Origin of the sequence: Variovorax sp. HW608, assembly GCF_900090195.1 — a bacterium.
GTDB lineage: Bacteria > Pseudomonadota > Gammaproteobacteria > Burkholderiales > Burkholderiaceae_C > Variovorax.
This window is the reverse complement of record NZ_LT607803.1, coordinates 3,085,272-3,102,837: the sequence shown is the minus strand read 5'-3', so window position 1 is coordinate 3,102,837 and position 17,566 is coordinate 3,085,272. Positions and strand designations below refer to the sequence as shown.

Genomic DNA, 17,566 nt, shown 5'->3' with positions numbered 1-17,566 from the left:
CTAGACCGGAAGCAGTTGAACGTCGAAGACGCGTTCGCAGAACCAGAGGCCGGCAATCACCGCGGCGAACGCGGAGCCCGAGCCCAGGATGAGGCGCGGATAGCCTGGCCACTTGCGAAGCGCGACGAGGAGCGTCAGCGCAATCATGACGATCAGGAGCTGGCCGGCTTCGACACCGAGATTGAACTGCAGCAACGCGACCATGAAGCCGCTCACGGGCAGGTCGAGCTCGGACAGAACGCCGGCGAACCCGAAGCCATGGATCAGCCCGAACAGGAAGCAAAAGAGCTTGCGCCGGCCGCGCAACACCGGATGGATGTTGTCGATCGCGGCAACCATGATGGTGAGCGCGATGCCCGGTTCGACGACGCGCGGCGAGAGCGTCACGAGCTTCAGGCCCGCCAGCGCGAGGGTCATCGAGTGCGCCATCGTGAACATGGTCACCATGCCGAGCATCGGCCACACGGCGTCCCGCCAGTTCAGCACCGGTTGCCATTGGCCTGCCCCGCGGCGCAGCACGACGGGCAGCAGCAGGCAGATGAGGAACAGCACGTGGTCGTAGCCGATCAGGATGTGATGGGTGCCGTCCCTGAAGAAGCTGGGCGCGAGAGAGGCCCCGGGCAATTCGAGCGACACCGGGCCGCCCGCCGGATCGAGCGACCGCAGCACGGGTGCCGCGGCGCCAGCCGTCTCGATGCGCAGCAGGCCGCGATGTGTAGGGTCGATTTCGCGGAACAGCCGGTAGTCGATCTCCAGCGCCGCGCCGCTGTTGCAGCGCGCCTGCATCTGCAGGACCAGATAGGCGCCATCGATCCGGTCCTCGACGGCGGGTGGCTGCGCCTGCGCGAGGCGGCATTGCCCGCCCTGCAGGCGCAGGTGCGAAGTCGCATAGACCTGGATCTCGTCCATCTTCGCGCGGACTTCCCCCCAGCTCAGCTTGCGGTCGCCGTTGCGATCGAGGTCCAGCATCGCGTCGAGATCGCGCAGCGCGATGTCCCAACGTATGAGGAGCGAGTCGCCGTCCCGCTCCAGAAGCAGGTAGGCGTCGCTCGCCTTGTGCGCGTTCGCGGTCAGGGCGAGCAGGCACAGCGCGGCTGCCCACACGGCTTGCCACAGCACGCGTCGCGGGCGCAGGGCGGAGGCGTCAAAGAACGGCATCGACACGTGCGTCCTTGAGTCCGGTCTGCTGCATCAGGCGCTTCACCTGGCGTCGCGCCTCGTCGTCATTCGCCGCAACGGCCGCGCGCGCGAAGAGCAGCAGGTCGATCGGTTCGCGTTGCAGTTCGACATCCAGGCGCGCGAGTTCGAGCGCGCGCCTGGCGTCGCCCTTCACGTCCAGCGCGAAGAGCGCCTCTTCCCGCGCATGCGGCACTGTCGCGCCCGGACGCAGCGCGGCCGATTCGAAGCGCGCCTGCAGTTCATCGCTGTACGTGCGGGCCGATGGAAGCTGCTGCGAAGCGCCTTCGGCATTGCCGGCGGCGGAGCGCGCGGCAATGGCCAGTCGCAGCAGGACGGCGTCGCTGCGCGCCTCGTGCCCGAGCAAGGCGGCAATCCGATCCGGACGGCCGGTCCGCTGGAGGAAGTCGCTGTACGCCAGCAGCACATAGCCCGAAGGCTTGGCCTGGATCGCTTGACGGTAGGCGGCCTCGGCTTCGGACGCGCGGCCTGCAAGCTCCTCCACCTCGGCCAGGGTTGTCAGCAGCCATTGCCGCGTGCCGGCCTGCGCCGTGCCCTGAACTGCCGGATCGGCCAGGAGGGCATTGAGCGCAGTGCGCGCACCGTCGTGGTCGCCGCGCAGCCCGGCGTTCTCGGCCAGGCACGCCACGCCGTAGAGCGCGGCGCCGACCCGGCCCAATGCGCGGCAGGCAACGTCGGACTCGAGATAGCGCCCGCGCACGCGCGCAATGGTGGCCAGCGTGATCCAGGCCTGGGCGTTGCCGGGCTGCCGGGCCAGGGCTGTCTTCAACGCGGCTTCCGCACCGGCGAAGTCGTGCAGGAACTGCATGACCGTGGCACGCATGACGAGGACGCCGGGTGGCGTGTCGGGCGACGCCGCATCCCACGCCTGCAGTGCGCCCAGCGCGTAGCCCGCATAGCGCGCGTCCCCTTGCGAGCGCGCGATCTCCAGGTAGTCCTGCGCCGCTGCGATCGCCGTGGCCTCGTCGCGTGGCCGCAGCGCGAGTTCGCGCCTCAGTCGGCGTTCCTCGGCCGTCCAGCCGGCGACGGACGGGAGGCTTTCGACGATGACGTCGTCGTTCGCGGGCACGCGCGGCGTCGCGTGGCCCGCGCCGCCGATGCCGGCCGCGACGCATGCGGCTGCGAGCGCGCGCATTGCATGTCGCCGTAGCGCGGCAGCCGGTTTCATCACTGCGCCGCGACAGGTTCGGCGGTCTCCGATCTCGGCGGCGGATCGAAGGCCGACACGTCGGCGGGCTCGGCGGAGGAGGAGGAGGACGCGACCATGTCCTTCACGAATGCGAGGAACTTGTCGAGCGCGCTCGCCTGCGCCGGAGGTGTCGCGGTCGCCGGAGGCGATGTGGTGGTCGCGACGACAGGCACGGCAAAGCCTCCATCGCTCCCTCCGCCGCCGCATCCGGCGAGGATGACGGCCATCAGCAAGGTCGAGGCGACCCGATGGATCTTTCGATTCATGACGGCCTCCTCATTGCGCGCCCGGAAGCGGCGTGTTCAGGTAGGGGAATGCGTCCGGGAACTGTGCCGGGCTCTGCAGGGCCCCATCCGTCAGCGGCGCGCCGCCGGCGGGTGCATCGGCCGGCTTGCAGCCCACCTTCAGCGCGTCGGTGGGACCCGTTGCCACGCACAGCGCGCCCATCGCGACACGCAATTCGGCATCGACCACGTCGTCTCCCGGCCGGCGCCCGTTGGGGAAGCCCGCGTTGTCGCCGCCCAGCACCCCGAGGTTGCTCTGATTGGCCTTGAGGGTGGGCGCGACGCTGGTGTTCAGCCTCAGCATCTCCGACGCCTTCACGTTCGCCGGCTTGTTGACGCCGTCGATGCCCGTGAGGAAGGCTGCGACCAGGTCCGTCCGGGGAAAGTTCGTCGGCGCCGCCGCGGACGGGAACAGTGTCTGGATCAGCGCAGGGAGCGTCGGGTTGGTGACGTACTCCGCGAACTGCCCGTCGTCCTTCGGCTTGGAACTGTTGAACCTGTCCTTGTCCTTGAGGCCGATCACCACCTCGTTGACGAGGGGCATCCCAAGGCGGGAGACCTGCGCCCACGGGCCGCCGTTCAACGCCGTCGTCTGGTATCCGCTCTTCGGCTTGTTGGCGATCAGGCGCCCCTGGCGAACGCTGGCCGTGGTCCAGCCTCCGATGATCGGACTGCCTGCCGTCAGGCAGGCAGTTGGCACTTCGAGAGCCAGCGTGGTCACGTTCTTGCCGGCCAGCGCATCGGGGTTGGCGTTGGTCGAACCCAGGGGATTGAGATTGATCAGGTCGAAGACCTGTCCGAGCGCCACGGTGAAGGGATCCTTGCGTTGTCCGACGAAGACGCGCGCCGGCGCTGCACAGTCCGGGAGGCTCACCGTGTAGAGGTGCTGGGCAGCGTAGGCGGCATAGCCGCCGGGGCCGCCGAAGGTCTTGTCGCCGATGTTGTCGGTGGGCTTGTCGAAGGTCGTCCCGCCGGCCGGGTTCATGACCGGCGTCGACCTGCCCGCGCGACGGTCGCCGCGCACGACGCTGAGCGTGAAGGTCTCGCGCAGGTTGCTGGTTGGCTGATTCGGCGCGGAAATGACGCCGTCCTGAACCAGCGGAATCGAAACCGCTTTGTCCGAGATCGGCAACTGGATGTCGCGCAGCGTGTTCTGGAAGCGGAACTGGAAGCTCAGGTCCTCGACCGCGTCGCCGTCGTTGTCGATGTGGATCTCGTAGAGCGCGTCAGGATCCATCACGAAATAGTTGGGGCCGCCGTACGGACTCTGGTCGGGCTGGTAGTTGGCGATCAGCGTCACGTAGTCCTGGCGGCCGGGCTCGTAGCTGCGAAACATGTAGAAGTCCGTGCCGTCGACTTTCGGCATTCCCGCGATGGAAGGCGCCTCGCGGTGGCTGGAAGCGAAGGCACTCGCGGCTGCGACCGCGCAAACGGCAAGGGCACTTCCCCGGAGGGGCGGTTTGTAGAGTCTCATCGGCTTCACCTCGAAAGTGGAGTGTTTCTGAAGAACGCATAGGGCCTGGAACACACGCTGGAGCGCGTGCAGCATGGGTACGCGGCAAACCTCCAGTTGGATTCAGCGCCAGGAGGTCGAGGTCTTGCCGTTCGAAACAAGTCGGCGCTGGGTTCGTTCGCAGCGCCGCTGGCGAACAGTGCCTGATGACAAAACTGTAATCGGGTCGTCCTGAATCTGATGGTCTGGCTTTTTAAAGTCTCAGCACGCCGCCAATGAACGCGGCGCCAGCCAACCACCGCTACAAAGGATCAAAAATGCAAATGTCTGCGCTCCGACTGCCCATCGCTTCCCTGGTTCTCGCTGCTGCCGCTGCCCCGGCCTTTGCTGGCAATTACGCCGAAGGCGATCCGAGGCCCGTTGCGCTCAGCTCGAGCGCCTCGCCCTCTGCCGTGGCCGCCGAAACCCGTGCCTGGATGGCGTCCGCACCGACGATCGGATACCCGGAGGGGAACCCTCGCGCGGTCGTTCAAGTGCAGGAGAACACACGCGCCGCCGTCCAGGCCGACACGATGAACTGGATCAAGTCGGGTCTCGCTTCCGTTCAGTTCGGCGAAGCGGGTGCCGATCCCTCGCGTCCGGCCTACCGTCAGGCCGCGCAAGCCTACGCTGAATTGCGCAATGCGGGCGCGAGCGCCGAGGCACCGCAGACGGGCACCGCAGGCGCGCTGGTTCGCTGACGCGACGGCTCCATTCTGCGCACGCGTTGGCACTATTCGGCTGGCCCGGCCAGCACGAGTCCGATCCGGGTCACGCCATGCGCGGATTCCGCGAAGGTGGTCCCGTCGTGCATGCGCGCAATGGCCGCCACGATCGCGAGGCCCAGACCGTGATGGCTCGAGGAGCCGCTTCGAGACCGGTCGGCGCGATAGAAGCGCTCGAACAGATGCGGCATCGCGTCCGCGGCGATCGAGGCGCCCCGGTTCTCGACCGCAATGCGAACGCCCCCGTCCTGCGGCTGGATCAACACGCGAATCAGACTCTTCGGCTCTGCATAGCGGATGGCGTTGCTCACGAGGTTCGACAGGGCCCGGCGAAGCAGTCCGGCGTCGAGTTCCAGTTCCGCATCGCCTTCGACGCGCAGCGCGAGTTGCGCATTCTCGAGCCCGCCCTCGTGAAACTCCGCGACCGCCGCGACTTGCTCGGCCACACGAACAGGCCCCGATCGGCGGGCGCTTGCGCCTCGGTGCGCCTTTGAAAGAAAGAGCATGTCCGTGACGATGCCGGACAGACGCTGCGCCTCTTCGAGTTGAGAGCCCAGGGCATCCTGAAGCGCGTCGACGGAGCGGGAGTGACTGAGCACGATCTCGGCCTGAGCGATCATGTTCGACAGCGGCGTGCGCAGCTCGTGGGCCACATCCGCATTGAAGGCCTCGAGTTGGGCGTAGGCGTCCTCGACCCGTTCGAGCAGGGAGTTGAACTGGTGGATCCAGGGCTGCAACTCCGACGCGAACGTTGAAGGGTCGAATATGAAGGGCATGCACTTCAATCTAACAATCAATAGAATAACCGCATGACACAGCTGAAGAGCCATCTCTATGAGCAGGTCGCCCGCATCGGGCGCGCGCTGGCCAGCCCGAAGCGGCTGGAACTGATCGAGTTGCTGTGCCAGGGCGAAAAGACCGTCGAGACGCTGGCGGCGCAGGCCGAGATCAGCGTCAAGCTGGCCAGCGCCCATCTGAAGGAGCTGCGCCTTGCGCGCCTGGTCGAGGCTCGAAAGGACGGCAAGTACGTGCGGTACCGGCTCGCCGACACCGGCGTCGCAGACCTCTGGGTCGCGCTGCGCAGCCAGGCCGAGGAGCGGCTCGTGGAGCTGCAGGTGGCCTTGGCCAACATCGTGGCGCACGGCGACGATCTGCAGGGAATGGACCGGCGGTCCATCCTGAAGAAGGCCGCCAGCGGCGAAGTGCTGGTACTGGACGTGCGGCCTGCAGAGGAATATGCGTCGGCCCATCTGCCGCACGCGCGCTCGCTGCCGCTGGACGAGCTGAAGAAGCGGCTCAAGGAAGTTCCCAAGGAGTTACCGGTAGTGGCCTACTGCCGCGGCCCGTTCTGCCTGATGGCCAAGGACGCGGTGGAGCTGCTGCGCAAGAGGGGCTACCGGGCCATGCACCTCACCGACGGCGTGGCCGAGTGGCGTGCACGAGGACTACCGATCGAGGAGTGATCCGTGGGTAGCTCACAAAGGAGAGGGTGATGTTCTTTCGCCAACGCGACGCGGCCAACGCGACGCTTTCGTACTTGTTCGGCTGCGGCGGCCTTGGCAAGGCGATCGCAGGAGCAGGCCTGTCCGGCAAACCGGGATCGACGATCGGCTTTGAGCGCCGATTCAACCCGCTGCTCTCCATGTCGCGCGACGCGTTCGTGGACGCCCTGGTCGCGAGCATCCCGCCTTGGCCCGCGGAGATGCGGACGATCGTCCGCGACAACCTCGGACAGGCGCGCTGAACATCCATGCATGGGACCACGCTGCGGCTCGGCCTGCGCGAGAACCTGGGCCAGTTTTCGCTGCTGGTGCTCGTGAACGCTTTCGTCGGCGCGATGGTGGGCTTGGAGCGCAGCATCCTGCCGGCGATCGCCGAGCACGAATTCCACGTTGCAGCGCGCGCGGCGATCCTGTCCTTCATCGTCGTCTTCGGTCTGACCAAGGCGTTGACCAACTACGCCGCCGGCCGATTGTCGGATCGCTTCGGCCGCAAGCAGGTGCTGGTGGCGGGCTGGTGCGTCGCCGTGCCTGTGCCCTTCGTTCTGATGTGGGCGGGCAGCTGGGAATGGATCGTCGCAGCCAACGTCCTGCTCGGCGTCAGCCAGGGCCTCACGTGGTCCACGACGGTCATCATGAAGATCGACCTCGTGGGACCGAAGCAGCGCGGCCTGGCAATGGGGCTCAACGAGTTTTCTGGCTACCTCGCGGTGGCCGCCAGCGCGCTCGCCACGGGCTGGATCGCGGCGCAGTACGGGTTGCGGCCGCAGCCGTTCTACCTGGGCGTGGGCTATGTCGCCGCGGGCGGGCTGCTGTCGTGGCTGGCAGTGCGCGAGACACGGCACCACGCGCAGCACGAAGCGAGGCAAAAGCCGCATGCGGCCGCCGGCGGCCCGAGCCAGGCCGAAATCTTCAAGCGCACCTCGCTGACGGATCCGAACCTGTCGAGCATCAGCCAGGTGGGCCTCGTGAACAACCTGAATGACGGCATGGCATGGGGCCTGTTCCCGCTGGTGTTCGCCGCGGCGGGCCTGAGCCTGGAGCGCATCGGCGTCCTGGCGGCGATCTATCCGGCCGTCTGGGGCGTGGGGCAGGTCTTCACCGGCGTGCTGTCCGACCGATTGGGGCGCAAGTGGCTGATCGCCTGGGGCATGTGGGTGCAGGCGGCAGGCATCGGCCTGACGGCGCAGGCCAGCGGCTTCAGCGCCTTTGCCGCCGGAGGTGTTCTGTTGGGCCTTGGCACCGCCATGGTGTATCCAACCCTGCTTGCTGCAATCGGCGACGTCGCCCACCCCTCCTGGCGCGCCTCTGCGGTCGGTGTCTACCGGCTCTGGCGTGATCTCGGCTACGCGATCGGAGCCTTGATCGCCGGCGTCACCGCCGACGCATTCGGACTGGTCGCGGCCATCTGGCTGGTGGCCGGATTGACCTTCCTGTCCGGCGCGATCACGGCCGTGCGCATGAACGAAACCCTGGTCAAAGAACACACATGAAGACGCCACATGAACCGGCCTCGCTGTCGCCGTCCTCGTGAGTCCGCGGGCAATCCGGCGCCGCCCAATTGGTATTCGGTTCGATGAAATCTATACTGAAAACGCTGTATCTCAATCCGGTGTTAGGGAACGCATCGCCTGGATTTCGTCCGACCCGAAGTCTCTGAGGCTGGAGAAGCATCATGTCAGCACAAGTCAATCGCGCGGAGCTTGAGGACAAGGTCAAGGCGATGTATCGCGACGTCGCCGAGAACCCGCATGGCGAGTTCCACTTTGAGATGGGTCGTGCGCTGGCGCTGCGCCTGGGCTACCGGGCCGGGGACCTGGACCGCATTCCGGCCGAGTCCATCGATTCCTTCGCCGGCGTCGGCTACTACTTCAACTTGCTGGACGACATCGAGGGCGCGCGAGTGCTCGATCTGGGCAGCGGCTCGGGCATGGACACATTCGTCGCCAGCCTGCACACGGGCCCCACGGGCACGGTGATCGGCCTGGACATGACCGACTCGCAGCGCGCCAAGGCCGAGGCGTTGCGTCGGCGGCACGACGTGCGCAACGTCACCTACGTCAGGGGCTACATCGATGCCGCGCCGTTCGAGGACGGCAGTTTCGACGTGGTGATCAGCAATGGCGTGATCAACCTGGCAGCGGATAAGCCGCAGGTGTTCCGCGAGATCGCGCGGCTGCTGCGCCCGGGCGGCAAGCTGGCCCTGGCCGACATCGTGACCGACGTGCAACTGCCCGAGACCATCACCTGCAACACGACGCTGTGGGCAGCCTGCATAGGCGGCGCCTGGCAGGCCGGGCGCTATCGCGACGCGATCGCGGCTGCCGGCCTGCGAGTCGTTGCCGAGCAGGTGAATGAACAGTACCGCTTCCTGTCCGACAACGCGCAGGGCGCGGCGAAGAAGTTCGGTGTCAAGAGCGTCTCGTTGCGCGCGGACAAGGTCTGAGCTTGCCCGGCCGGCAATTGAGAGTCGGGAGCCACGGAGCCAGTGCTCCCCGTCCCCCAAGCTTGTCTGCCAGGACCTACCGGATCGAATAGCGCGCCGCGTGTTCTGCACAAGTCGAACTCGCAGGGCAGACGATGCTCATCTGCTCCGTATCCATATCCAACCAAGTGTCACGACCAGAAGAACGATTGCGATCCAACGCAGGCGACGCCTTTTCCAAACGGAGAGCACGAGGAAGCCGCCGGCACTCAATGCTGATCCGACGGTAATAGGGTCTGTCATCAAATCATCTCATCCAGGTACCCGCGAGAGTCGACCGCAACACGATTTCTGCAACTGCATGGGCGGGCATTTCACAGAGCCGAATGAACAGAAAACGCAGCAATCGCCGGGGTTGGGGCGCAGCAGATTCTTGCAGCTCTCGCATTCATAGAAGAACTGGCATGCGTCGACGGGCATCTGTTCGCGTTTCGCGTGGCCGCAGTGCGGGCAGGTGAGCACCGAGTCGAGAATCACGGCATGGCTCAGGTTCGGCTCTTGCGTCATGGTCGCACCTGCCGGGTCTCGCAGTCGGCCGAGTTGCAGCGCTTGTCAATGAAGAGGTCTTCATGCCCGGCGAGGAATTCCAGACCCATCGCCGTGCCGAGGCCCGCAAGCGCCGGAAAGCAAGCCGGACACGAGGCGGCGGAGACAATCGTGCCGAGGGCGCCAGCCTTGTCCGCAGCGCGCGTGATCCATGCCATCGGTCGATTCCTTGTCGCTTCCATTGGTCCACAATACTCCCGTACTCAAGTACGGAGTCAAGCGACATGGAACAGCAGGCCAACACTTTGAGAATCGGAGCCTTCGCCGAGGCGGCCGGTGTCAACTTGGAGACCATTCGGTTCTATCAGCGCAAGGGGCTGCTGGCGGAGCCAGAGAAGCCATACGGCGGCATCCGTCGCTACGGCAGAGACGATGTGGCGCGAGTCCGATTCATCAAGTCCGCCCAGCGCCTCGGCTTCAGCCTCGACGAGGTTGCTGGTTTGCTCGCGCTGGACGACGGCACGCATTGCGATCAGGCGCGCCAGCTCGGGGAACAGAAACTCGCCGATGTCCGTGCCAAACTGGCCGATCTGCATCGCATCGAGGCGGTCCTGTCCGCTTTGATCAAAGACTGCTGTACGAGCCAGCGCGCAATGTCTTGCCCATTGATCGCCGCAATGCAGGAACAATAGCGGGAACACGCGGGTTACGGGATGCCGACGATCTTGTGGGTCTGGATCGACAGACGCCACTGCGGATGTGCCAAGCAGTATTCGACGGCGAGCTGCGTGTTGCGGGCCTTGTCGGGACCGTCCATCGGCTGCAGGAAGAAGTGATCGAAAGCGAGGTCGGCGAAGCGCTCGGGCATCGCGAGCGGCTGCGGATAGACGAGCTTCAGCTCATTGCCGCGTGTCAGCAAGAGCGGGGCGTTCGCCTTGGGGCTCACGCAGATCCAGTCGATGCCGGACGGAGCGGGCCGAGTGCCGTTGGTTTCGATCGCCACCTCGAAGCCCGCGGCTTGGAACGCTTCGATCAACGGCCCGTCGAGTTGCAGGAGCGGCTCGCCGCCCGTGCACACGACGAGAGGACGACCGCGCTGCCCCGTCGGCCACCGGCTCGCCACTGCCTGCGCCAACTTGGCGGGCGTCTCGAACTGGCCGCCGCCCGGGCCATCGGTGCCCACGAAATCGGTATCGCAAAAGGTGCACACGGCGCCCGCGCGATCGGCCTCGCGGCCGGTCCACAGGTTGCAGCCGGCGAAGCGGCAGAAGACCGCCGCGCGGCCGGCCTGGCCACCCTCGCCTTGCAGCGTGTAGAAGATCTCCTTCACCGAGTACTTCATCTCACACCGGCAGCGCCGGTCCTTCATCGCCGGCCAACACGATCGCGCCGCACCCGCGGGTCTCGTAGAGGTCGACGCGGTCCAGTGCTGGCAGCACCTCGCGCGCCTTGCCGAGTATCCAGCGTGCGAGGCTCGCGGTGTCGCAGTCCTCGAGCTCGGCAGTCTCGTGCAGCGGCCGGTGGTCCAGCATATCGAAGATCGGCGAGAAGAGCTCCTTCACGTCGCCGAAGTCCATGGTCCATCCCATCACCGTGTCCAGCGGCGCCGACAGGTGCAGGCGCAACACGTAGGTGTGGCCATGGATGCGCCGCAAGACGCTGCCCTGTGGCGCGCGCCTGAGCTGCAGCGCGCTGTCCAGCGAGAATTCCTTCCAGATGCGGTAGCGCGTGCCGTCGTAGTGGGCGCCCGACGAGCCGGTCTCGTAGACCGTGACCCACGAGAGCGCGGGCAGCGCAGGCTCGAGGCGCTTCCACAGCCAGCTCGAGAGCAGCTCGCTCGTGGGATTCTCGAGGCCGGGCACGTCATTCAGGCACGCATGGTCGAGCTGCGCTGAAAGCGGAGCCCACAACGCTTCGAGTCGGTCGTAGTCGATGGCCAGGTCGCTCTTGCCGATATCCTGGTCGGCATGCACGATGACCTCAAAGCCGTGGCCGTGCATGCGGCCGCACTTATGGCCCGGTCGCACCTGCGGCAGGCGGTGCGCGGACTGGAACGCGAAGCGTCGCCAGACATGCGCATGGCCGGCGGCGTCGAGGTCAACGCCTTCGTGCGCCGTGCTCTGGATGCCCACCTGCTCGATGCCCGGCGCATCGACGTGCGCGCGGATCCAGCGCGCCAGGTTCTCGTCGGTGGGCTGCGTCACCACCTCGTTCAGCAGCCGGTAGTCGAGGCGCGCCACCTGTGCCGCCAGGCTGTCGCGCAGGCGCTCCACCTCGCCGCCGGGAAACGCCGCCCAATCCGGCGGCAGTGCACAGCGCAGCTTTGCGAGATAGCTGTGACCGTGCAGGCGGCGCGAGCGGTGACCGGCCGGTAGCACGTCAACGTGACAGGCGGATTCGAAGGTCAATGCCGCCGTGAAGAGCGTACGGATCGGGGAAGACATGCGAAACCTGTGGGCGGAGCGGGCAGTATAGGCCGAAGATCGGGTGGCGCAGTTGGGGCCAATTGCGGACGCTCCGCCCCAGACGGTAAGCTGCGGCAGTATCGGACTGCGCTTGCATCTCTCGGCGGGTTGCCAGCCTACGCGGACACGCCTGAGGCCTGTGGTTTTCCGAGTGATCGGAACGATGGCTGGGCGGTCACCGCAATCGACGAGGACAAGGTCGTTGACGGCGGTGCGCTTTGTCGCATGACTGATCGGCTCACGGCTTCGGGGGCCAACATTCATTCGGTTCTGGTCGTCCACGAAGGAAAGCTGGTGTTCGAGCGGTACTTCTGAGTTGTCGGATTTGCGCACCCCGGAGAAAGACCGCCTCTTGCTGCTGCATGCTCTCAATATGACGATGGGGCTCGAGTGGATCGAGGCTGCTCCGGCAACTGGAGGCTTTGCCAACGATGAGGTGCGCATGCGCTTGGCGCATGATCCGTGTCGTTACGTCCTCAGTCGTGCGCTGATTTCGCCGGCGGGACAAGCATTTCACTACAGCACCGGCGCGCTCGCCCTCGTGTCGGCCGTCGTTCGCAAAGCCACGGGACACCCCCTCGACGAATTCGCGCGTGCGAATCTCTTTGAGCCTCTGGGCATTTCCGGCGGAGGCTGGAACCGATACCGAGGGGACACCGACGCAGGAGGCGGATTGCGCTTGCGTTCGCGCGAAATGGCCAAGATTGGCCAACTCGTCCTGGCGGGCGGACGCTGGGGCGAACGCCAGATCGTTTCCAAAGACTGGATCGAAACTTCGACGGCACCGAAGATCGAGGCGACGGACGATCAGCTTTATGGATACCTCTGGTGGCTCGGCCGATCCCGGGTTGGTCGGCGCGAGGTCCCGTGGATTGGGGCACTGGGTCGAGGGGGCCAGTCGATTCGCATCGTCCCGGAACTCGATCTGGTTGTCGTGGTGACTGCGGGGTACTACCAAGACTACAGCCCGCAAGCGTTCCGGGTGCAGTACAGCGTCTTCTGGGACGTTCTTCGGGCCACTTTGCCTCGGGGTTGAGTTCGCGAGCAGACCTGGTCACCCGTCCGCGGGCGTGTAGCCTCGGCGGCAGGCGTGGTATGTTCCAACGTTCTATCGTCAACGAGGTTCTTCCGTGATGGACCGGCGGACGTTCATCGGTGGTATTGCGGGTGTTCTGGTCGCCATGCCGCTTGCCGCGCGCGCGCAACAAGTGGGGAAGATCTATCGCATCGGGCTTCTGGAGTCGATTCCTGCCGCACAGAACGCCGCCAATCTCGACGCCCTGCGTAAGGGACTGCGGGATCTCGGTTACGTCGAAGGGCGCAACCTGATCATTGAATATCGATCGGCAGAAGGCCGTGCCGAGCGGTTCCCGGACCTCGCATCCGAACTGGTGCGTCTCAAGGTCGATCTGATCGTAACCAGGGGGACCCCTGCCGCAATGGCGGCCAAAGACGCGACCGGAACAATTCCATTGCTTATGGCGACGATGGGCGACCCGCGTGCCATCGTGACAAGCTTCGCCCACCCGGGGGGGAATATCACGGGGGTGACGACCTTCAGCACCGAGCTGACAGCGAAACGGATTGAACTCATCAAGGAGATGGTTCCGAATCTTTCGCGCGTTGCGTTGCTTCACAACATGGGCAATCCAGCGGCTCCACCCGAATGGGACGAGACGAAGAGGGCGGCCCGCGCGCTAGGTCTCCACGCTGAGCTTCTTGACGTGCGGAACCAAGGCGATCTAAGCCGCGCATTCGAGTTTGCAGTTCGACAGCATGTCGACGCGCTTGTCATCGGGGCAGACGGTCTTACCCAGATGCACCAGCAAATGATCCTCGACTTGGCGGCCCGCAATACGCTGCCTGCCGCCTGGCCCGCCCGCGAGTTCGTCGAAGCCGGGGGATTGGTAGCCTACGCGGTGAACTATCCCGACCTCTATTTCCGGTATGCAAGCTTCATCGACAGGATCTTCAAGGGCGCGAAGCCCGGCGAGCTTCCTGTGGAACAGCCAACCAAGTTCGAGCTGGTGATCAATCTCAAGACTGCGAAGGCACTCGGAATCACTGTCCCGAAGTCGCTGCTGCTTCGTGCTGATGAGGTGATCCCATGAATCGAAGAACGATTTGCTGCGCAGAAGCAAGCTCTTGACGCCATTGCGGGTGGGGATTGCCCATCGGAGCTGGCTCGCGCGCGACTTGAATCGGGTCGGGCGTACAGAGGCTCTTCGGCCATCGCCTCGTACTGGTCCTGCAGCATCTGGATCTGCCCCTTCCAATAGTCGCTGGTGCCGAACCACGGGAAGTTGATCGGGAAGATCGGGTCCTCCCAGCGCCGTGCCAGCCATGCGCTGTAGTGGATCAGCCGCAGCGTGCGCAGCGGCTCCGCGGTTGGGACTCCCAGACCTAAACCGAGAACTCCTCGGGGGCGGCGCGTAGTGCACGCTGCCTGATCATGCTAGGCTGCACAACCGGGCAGTTCGGGCCGCCGGCCCGACCAATCGTTCGAGGTGGGAGCTTACGATGGAGCGCAAACTGGCGGCGATCCTCAGCTCGGATGCCAAGGGCTACAGCCGGCTCATGGGTGAGGACGAAATCGGGACCGTCCAGACCCTCACGGCGTGCCGTACTCTCATGGCCGCCCTCATCCAGGAGCACCAGGGTCGCGTCGTGGACTCCCCAGGAGACAACCTGCTGGCAGAGTTCGCGAGCGTAGTGGAGGCGGTACGGTGCGCGGTCGCCATCCAGCGCGAGTTGCGCGTCCGAAACGCCGTCCTGCCTCTTCATCGTCGGATGGAGTTCCGCATTGGTATCAATCTCGGCGATGTCATCGAGGAAGGGCAACGCATCTACGGCGACTGCGTCAACATTGCAGCTCGATTGGAGAGCCTTGCAGAGGCGGGCGAGCTCTGCATCTCGGGGACCGCGTTCGACCATGTCAAGAACAAGCTTGCACTGGACTACGAGGACCTTGGATCGCAATCGGTCAAGAACATCGCCGAACCCGTGCGGGTCTACCGGGTACGGACCGAGCCTGGGCAAGTCTCGCCCGCGTCCCGAGTCGTGCATGCTGCGCACCGCCTCGCGGCGCGCTGGCGGCACCGACAAGCGCTGGTATTGCTGGCGCTCCTACTTGTGGTGGCTAGCGTTCTCTGGCAGTCGTCGGTGCCTCGGATGGCGCCGGGCACATTCCCCGACCCCGCCACCCAAGGCGCGCCGCGCTTGTCGCTCGTGGTGCTCCCCTTCGAGAACTTGAGCGGCGATACCAGTCAGGAGTACTACGCTGACGGCCTCACCGAGGACCTCACGACCGATCTGGCAAGCATGCCCGGCACCTTCGTGATCGCACGCACTTCCGCCTTTGGCTACAAGGGCCGCCCCATCGATGTCAAGAAAGTGGGGGCAGAACTCGGCGTGCGGTACGCCGTCGAGGGAAGCCTGCGGAAAATCGATGATGTGCTGCGCGTCAACGTCCAGCTGATCGCCACTGAAAGCGGCGCCCACCTCTGGTCCGATCGCTTCGATCTCGCTATCAAGGAACTGGCTCAAGGCCAGGGCCAGGAAGACATCGTGCGCCGCATCGCCACGACGCTCAACGTCAAGATTGTCGACCTCGAAAGCGCGCGAAGCTCACGCGAGCGGCCCACCAACCCCGACGCATTCGATCTCATTTTGCGGGCGTGGGCCTTGCACGCCCAGCCACCCAGCCGGCAACGGGAGCACCACATGCGCGAGCTGTACGAGAGTGCGCTCCAGCTCGATCCGTCATCGACGATTGCCATGCTGGGCATTGCCAACACCATCATCAACCAAAGCCTGGGCTTTCTCGGGCAATGGGTCACCGCCGACGAACTCGCCCGAGCCGACGCGCTGGTGAAGCAGGCCCGTGCGATCTCGCCAAATGCGGAGGCTGTCCTGGAGAACGTGGCGCTGCTGCACCAGGCCCATGATCAATGGGAAGAAACGGCCGCCGCCGCCACGCGCCTGATCGAGGCCTATCCGAACAATGCCGGCGGCTACGAGCTGCTCGCCACGGCCAAGCGCTACACCGGTCACGCCGACGAGGCCATCGCGCTGTACGACTCTGCGATCCGGCTCAATCCGCGTAGCCCCAGCATCTTCCAACTCTACGGATTCAAGTCGTTCGCACTTCTGCAGGTCGGACGCTATGACGAAGCCGTCGACTGGGCCGAGCGCTCGCTTGCTGCCAATCCCGAAGCGCCCACTCCAGTGCGTTCGGCCCGATATCGCACCAAAGCGGTAGCGCACGCGTTGGCCGGGCATATCGACGACGCACGCGAGGCCCTTGCGACGGCCAATAAGCTCTGGCCGTTCTCGACCGTACGTTCGAACGCTCCAGAGAACTTCGCCAGCCCCGCGTTCGTGGCGTGGGTGCAGGACAAGTACTGGGTGGGAGCGCGTCTTGCCGGCCTGCGAGACCACGCAGATGAGGAAGCTGATTTCAATGTTCCGGCGAAGAGGGAACTCAACGGGACACTGGCCGGGTGGACGCCGACGACAGTACCTGGAGCGACCACGGTGCGAACGTCAGAGTTGCCCGCGCTGCTTCAGAAATATCGGCCCGTGGTAGTCGACACCGTCACACACCCCGCAGGTCGGTCCATTCCCGGGGCCATCGGTCTGAAGCACGCCGGTTCGGGCGGAACCTTCGGAGATTCGGCCGAAGAGCATCTGCGCCGCAAGTTCCTCGATCTGACGGGAAGTTCGCTGGAACGACCGATCGTGGTGGTCGGCTACAACGCTGAGCGCTTCGACGGGTATAACCTAGCGTTGCGATTGGTGAATCTCGGCTACGCCCATGTCTACTGGTACCGAGGCGGGCGAGAGGCTTGGGAGGTCGCTGGCCTTCCCGAAACCACACTGAACGTCGAGGACTGGTAAGGAAGGATGCACAGTCCACCGCGGGTTGACAGACGACCATCACCAAGAGTCGGCCCAGTTCGACGCCGCATCGTCACCACCCGCAGTTTCCTTCGCTTCTCACGCCCCGACCACGAGCTTTGAGAGAAGCGATGGTTGTTTGATGGTGTATGCGAATGGCTCTTGTGGGCCCTGCCGGGCCGGCTTGCGCGACATGCAGAATGCCAGGAGCCGTCCTTCACAAGGCTGTCCTTGCACGACCGGTGGGTCGGCCGCTCGGTGCCCATTGCCGAAGTTCGAACGAACGCGATTCCTGCCTGCATGCGGCCATGTTGTGCGTTCGAGAAAGCGGATCGATGGTCGCGAGTGCAGACCTAAGGGCGTGCTGCAAGTGGCGGAAGCTCAAGAAAAAGCTGAAAGCGGAACTGCGTCCACCAGGGCTGCGCTTGCCGCGCCAATGGCACGGCCGTTGGAAGACCCAGCCACATCGGCAAGCGCACGCCGCAGGACGCGCATCCCGACGTTGCGCTGCTGTTGCCCGAGGTGAATGGGCGCAAGCTGGCCGAAGAAGCCCTGCGCCGTCGTCCAGGACTTCGGGTGTTGCTCACCACCGGCTATACGCGCAACGCGGCGGCGCACTACGGCGTGCTCGATCCCGGCGCGCAGCAGTGGAGGAGCTGGTCACGCGGGTGCGCGAGTGCTGGATGCGCCAACCCCGGCGCGCGGCGGCCTCTTCCAGGCCTGGCAATGCTCAGGATGAGCCCGATGACGGCCGAGTAAGCATTTAGTGCAACTTTTTCACATTGCGTGAGAGTTCGACCTTGCGACGGCTAGCGATTTTTGGAAACATTAGTTCACACTTGCAT

19 protein-coding genes and 1 pseudogene are annotated in these 17,566 nt (G+C 65.2%); 10 read left to right on the top strand and 10 right to left on the bottom strand.

What is annotated here, in order from left to right; all coding sequences use genetic code 11:
- From VAR608DRAFT_RS14510 to VAR608DRAFT_RS14495, 4 genes are read right to left on the bottom strand one after another with little or no spacing between them, the layout of a single operon-like run.
- Complete coding sequence (locus VAR608DRAFT_RS14510) at positions 1-1,158, bottom strand: HupE/UreJ family protein (protein WP_088954690.1); 1,158 nt, start codon at positions 1,156-1,158, stop codon at positions 1-3.
- Positions 1,145-2,332, bottom strand: coding sequence for a hypothetical protein (locus VAR608DRAFT_RS14505; protein WP_231973513.1), 1,188 nt, complete (start codon positions 2,330-2,332; stop codon positions 1,145-1,147). The genes VAR608DRAFT_RS14510 and VAR608DRAFT_RS14505 overlap by 14 nt, the downstream gene beginning before the upstream one ends.
- Before the next feature lie 32 nt (positions 2,333-2,364).
- Positions 2,365-2,652: a hypothetical protein gene (locus tag VAR608DRAFT_RS14500; protein ID WP_088954688.1), complete on the bottom strand. Its 288-nt coding sequence runs from the start codon at positions 2,650-2,652 to the stop codon at positions 2,365-2,367.
- A gap of 10 nt (positions 2,653-2,662) precedes the next feature.
- Positions 2,663-4,144, bottom strand: a complete 1,482-nt coding sequence (locus VAR608DRAFT_RS14495; protein WP_088958790.1) for a DUF4331 domain-containing protein — start codon at positions 4,142-4,144, stop codon at positions 2,663-2,665.
- A 254-nt stretch (positions 4,145-4,398) separates the two neighbouring features.
- On the opposite strand from VAR608DRAFT_RS14495, the gene VAR608DRAFT_RS14490 reads away from it, so the two are divergent.
- Positions 4,399-4,863 carry a hypothetical protein gene (locus VAR608DRAFT_RS14490; protein WP_157730961.1) on the top strand — a complete coding sequence of 155 codons (465 nt, stop codon included), beginning with the start codon at positions 4,399-4,401 and terminating at the stop codon, positions 4,861-4,863.
- A gap of 32 nt (positions 4,864-4,895) precedes the next feature.
- On the opposite strand, the gene VAR608DRAFT_RS14485 is transcribed toward VAR608DRAFT_RS14490, so the two are convergent.
- Positions 4,896-5,717 carry an ATP-binding protein gene (locus VAR608DRAFT_RS14485; protein ID WP_088954686.1) on the bottom strand — a complete coding sequence of 274 codons (822 nt, stop codon included), beginning with the start codon at positions 5,715-5,717 and terminating at the stop codon, positions 4,896-4,898.
- Between VAR608DRAFT_RS14485 and VAR608DRAFT_RS14480 the strand changes: the two genes are divergently transcribed.
- The 4 genes from VAR608DRAFT_RS14480 to VAR608DRAFT_RS14465 all read left to right on the top strand — a co-directional run bounded on the left by VAR608DRAFT_RS14480 (position 5,697) and on the right by VAR608DRAFT_RS14465 (position 8,832).
- Positions 5,697-6,350: an ArsR/SmtB family transcription factor gene (locus VAR608DRAFT_RS14480; RefSeq protein ID WP_088954685.1), complete on the top strand. Its 654-nt coding sequence runs from the start codon at positions 5,697-5,699 to the stop codon at positions 6,348-6,350. The two genes, VAR608DRAFT_RS14485 and VAR608DRAFT_RS14480, sit on opposite strands and share 21 nt — an antisense overlap.
- Positions 6,351-6,379: 29 nt before the next feature.
- A complete protein-coding gene (locus VAR608DRAFT_RS14475) occupies positions 6,380-6,631 on the top strand; it encodes a hypothetical protein (protein WP_443082951.1) in 252 nt (83 codons plus the stop codon).
- Between the two features lie 6 nt (positions 6,632-6,637).
- Positions 6,638-7,879 (top strand): MFS transporter, encoded by a 1,242-nt coding sequence (locus VAR608DRAFT_RS14470; protein WP_088954684.1) that lies wholly within the window; start codon positions 6,638-6,640, stop codon positions 7,877-7,879.
- 182 nt (positions 7,880-8,061) lie between these two features.
- Positions 8,062-8,832, top strand: coding sequence for a methyltransferase domain-containing protein (locus VAR608DRAFT_RS14465; RefSeq protein WP_088954683.1), 771 nt, complete (start codon positions 8,062-8,064; stop codon positions 8,830-8,832).
- A gap of 291 nt (positions 8,833-9,123) precedes the next feature.
- On the opposite strand, the gene VAR608DRAFT_RS37990 is transcribed toward VAR608DRAFT_RS14465, so the two are convergent.
- Together VAR608DRAFT_RS37990 and VAR608DRAFT_RS14455 are read right to left on the bottom strand one after the other, a co-directional pair.
- Positions 9,124-9,378, bottom strand: a complete 255-nt coding sequence (locus VAR608DRAFT_RS37990) for a GDCCVxC domain-containing (seleno)protein (protein WP_088954682.1) — start codon at positions 9,376-9,378, stop codon at positions 9,124-9,126.
- Positions 9,375-9,575, bottom strand: a complete 201-nt coding sequence (locus VAR608DRAFT_RS14455; protein WP_088954681.1) for a hypothetical protein — start codon at positions 9,573-9,575, stop codon at positions 9,375-9,377. The genes VAR608DRAFT_RS37990 and VAR608DRAFT_RS14455 overlap by 4 nt, the downstream gene beginning before the upstream one ends.
- Positions 9,576-9,641: 66 nt before the next feature.
- Here VAR608DRAFT_RS14455 and merR point away from each other — a divergent pair, with 66 nt between their 5' ends.
- Positions 9,642-10,049 (top strand): Hg(II)-responsive transcriptional regulator, encoded by a 408-nt coding sequence (gene merR, locus VAR608DRAFT_RS14450; RefSeq protein ID WP_088954680.1) that lies wholly within the window; start codon positions 9,642-9,644, stop codon positions 10,047-10,049.
- Between the two features lie 14 nt (positions 10,050-10,063).
- On the opposite strand, the gene queE is transcribed toward merR, so the two are convergent.
- Positions 10,064-10,699 (bottom strand): 7-carboxy-7-deazaguanine synthase, encoded by a 636-nt coding sequence (queE, locus tag VAR608DRAFT_RS14445; protein WP_088954679.1) that lies wholly within the window; start codon positions 10,697-10,699, stop codon positions 10,064-10,066.
- A gap of 1 nt (position 10,700) precedes the next feature.
- Positions 10,701-11,801, bottom strand: coding sequence for a 6-carboxytetrahydropterin synthase (locus VAR608DRAFT_RS14440; RefSeq protein ID WP_088954678.1), 1,101 nt, complete (start codon positions 11,799-11,801; stop codon positions 10,701-10,703).
- Between the two features lie 337 nt (positions 11,802-12,138).
- Here VAR608DRAFT_RS14440 and VAR608DRAFT_RS14435 point away from each other — a divergent pair, with 337 nt between their 5' ends.
- A complete protein-coding gene (locus tag VAR608DRAFT_RS14435) occupies positions 12,139-12,858 on the top strand; it encodes a serine hydrolase domain-containing protein (protein ID WP_331713034.1) in 720 nt (239 codons plus the stop codon).
- 97 nt (positions 12,859-12,955) lie between these two features.
- The gene (locus VAR608DRAFT_RS14430) at positions 12,956-13,933 is read left to right on the top strand and encodes an ABC transporter substrate-binding protein (RefSeq protein ID WP_088954677.1); all 978 of its coding nucleotides are present in this window, start codon (positions 12,956-12,958) and stop codon (positions 13,931-13,933) included.
- Positions 13,934-14,031: 98 nt separating this feature from the next.
- Here VAR608DRAFT_RS14430 and VAR608DRAFT_RS38275 read toward each other — a convergent pair.
- Positions 14,032-14,205, bottom strand: a pseudogene (locus VAR608DRAFT_RS38275) (serine/threonine protein kinase); the annotation flags it as partial.
- Between the two features lie 137 nt (positions 14,206-14,342).
- Between VAR608DRAFT_RS38275 and VAR608DRAFT_RS14425 the strand changes: the two are divergent.
- Complete coding sequence (locus VAR608DRAFT_RS14425) at positions 14,343-16,721, top strand: adenylate/guanylate cyclase domain-containing protein (protein ID WP_088954676.1); 2,379 nt, start codon at positions 14,343-14,345, stop codon at positions 16,719-16,721.
- Between the two features lie 576 nt (positions 16,722-17,297).
- Positions 17,298-17,480, top strand: coding sequence for a hypothetical protein (locus tag VAR608DRAFT_RS37615; RefSeq protein ID WP_197700531.1), 183 nt, complete (start codon positions 17,298-17,300; stop codon positions 17,478-17,480).
- Positions 17,481-17,566: the final 86 nt, after the last annotated feature.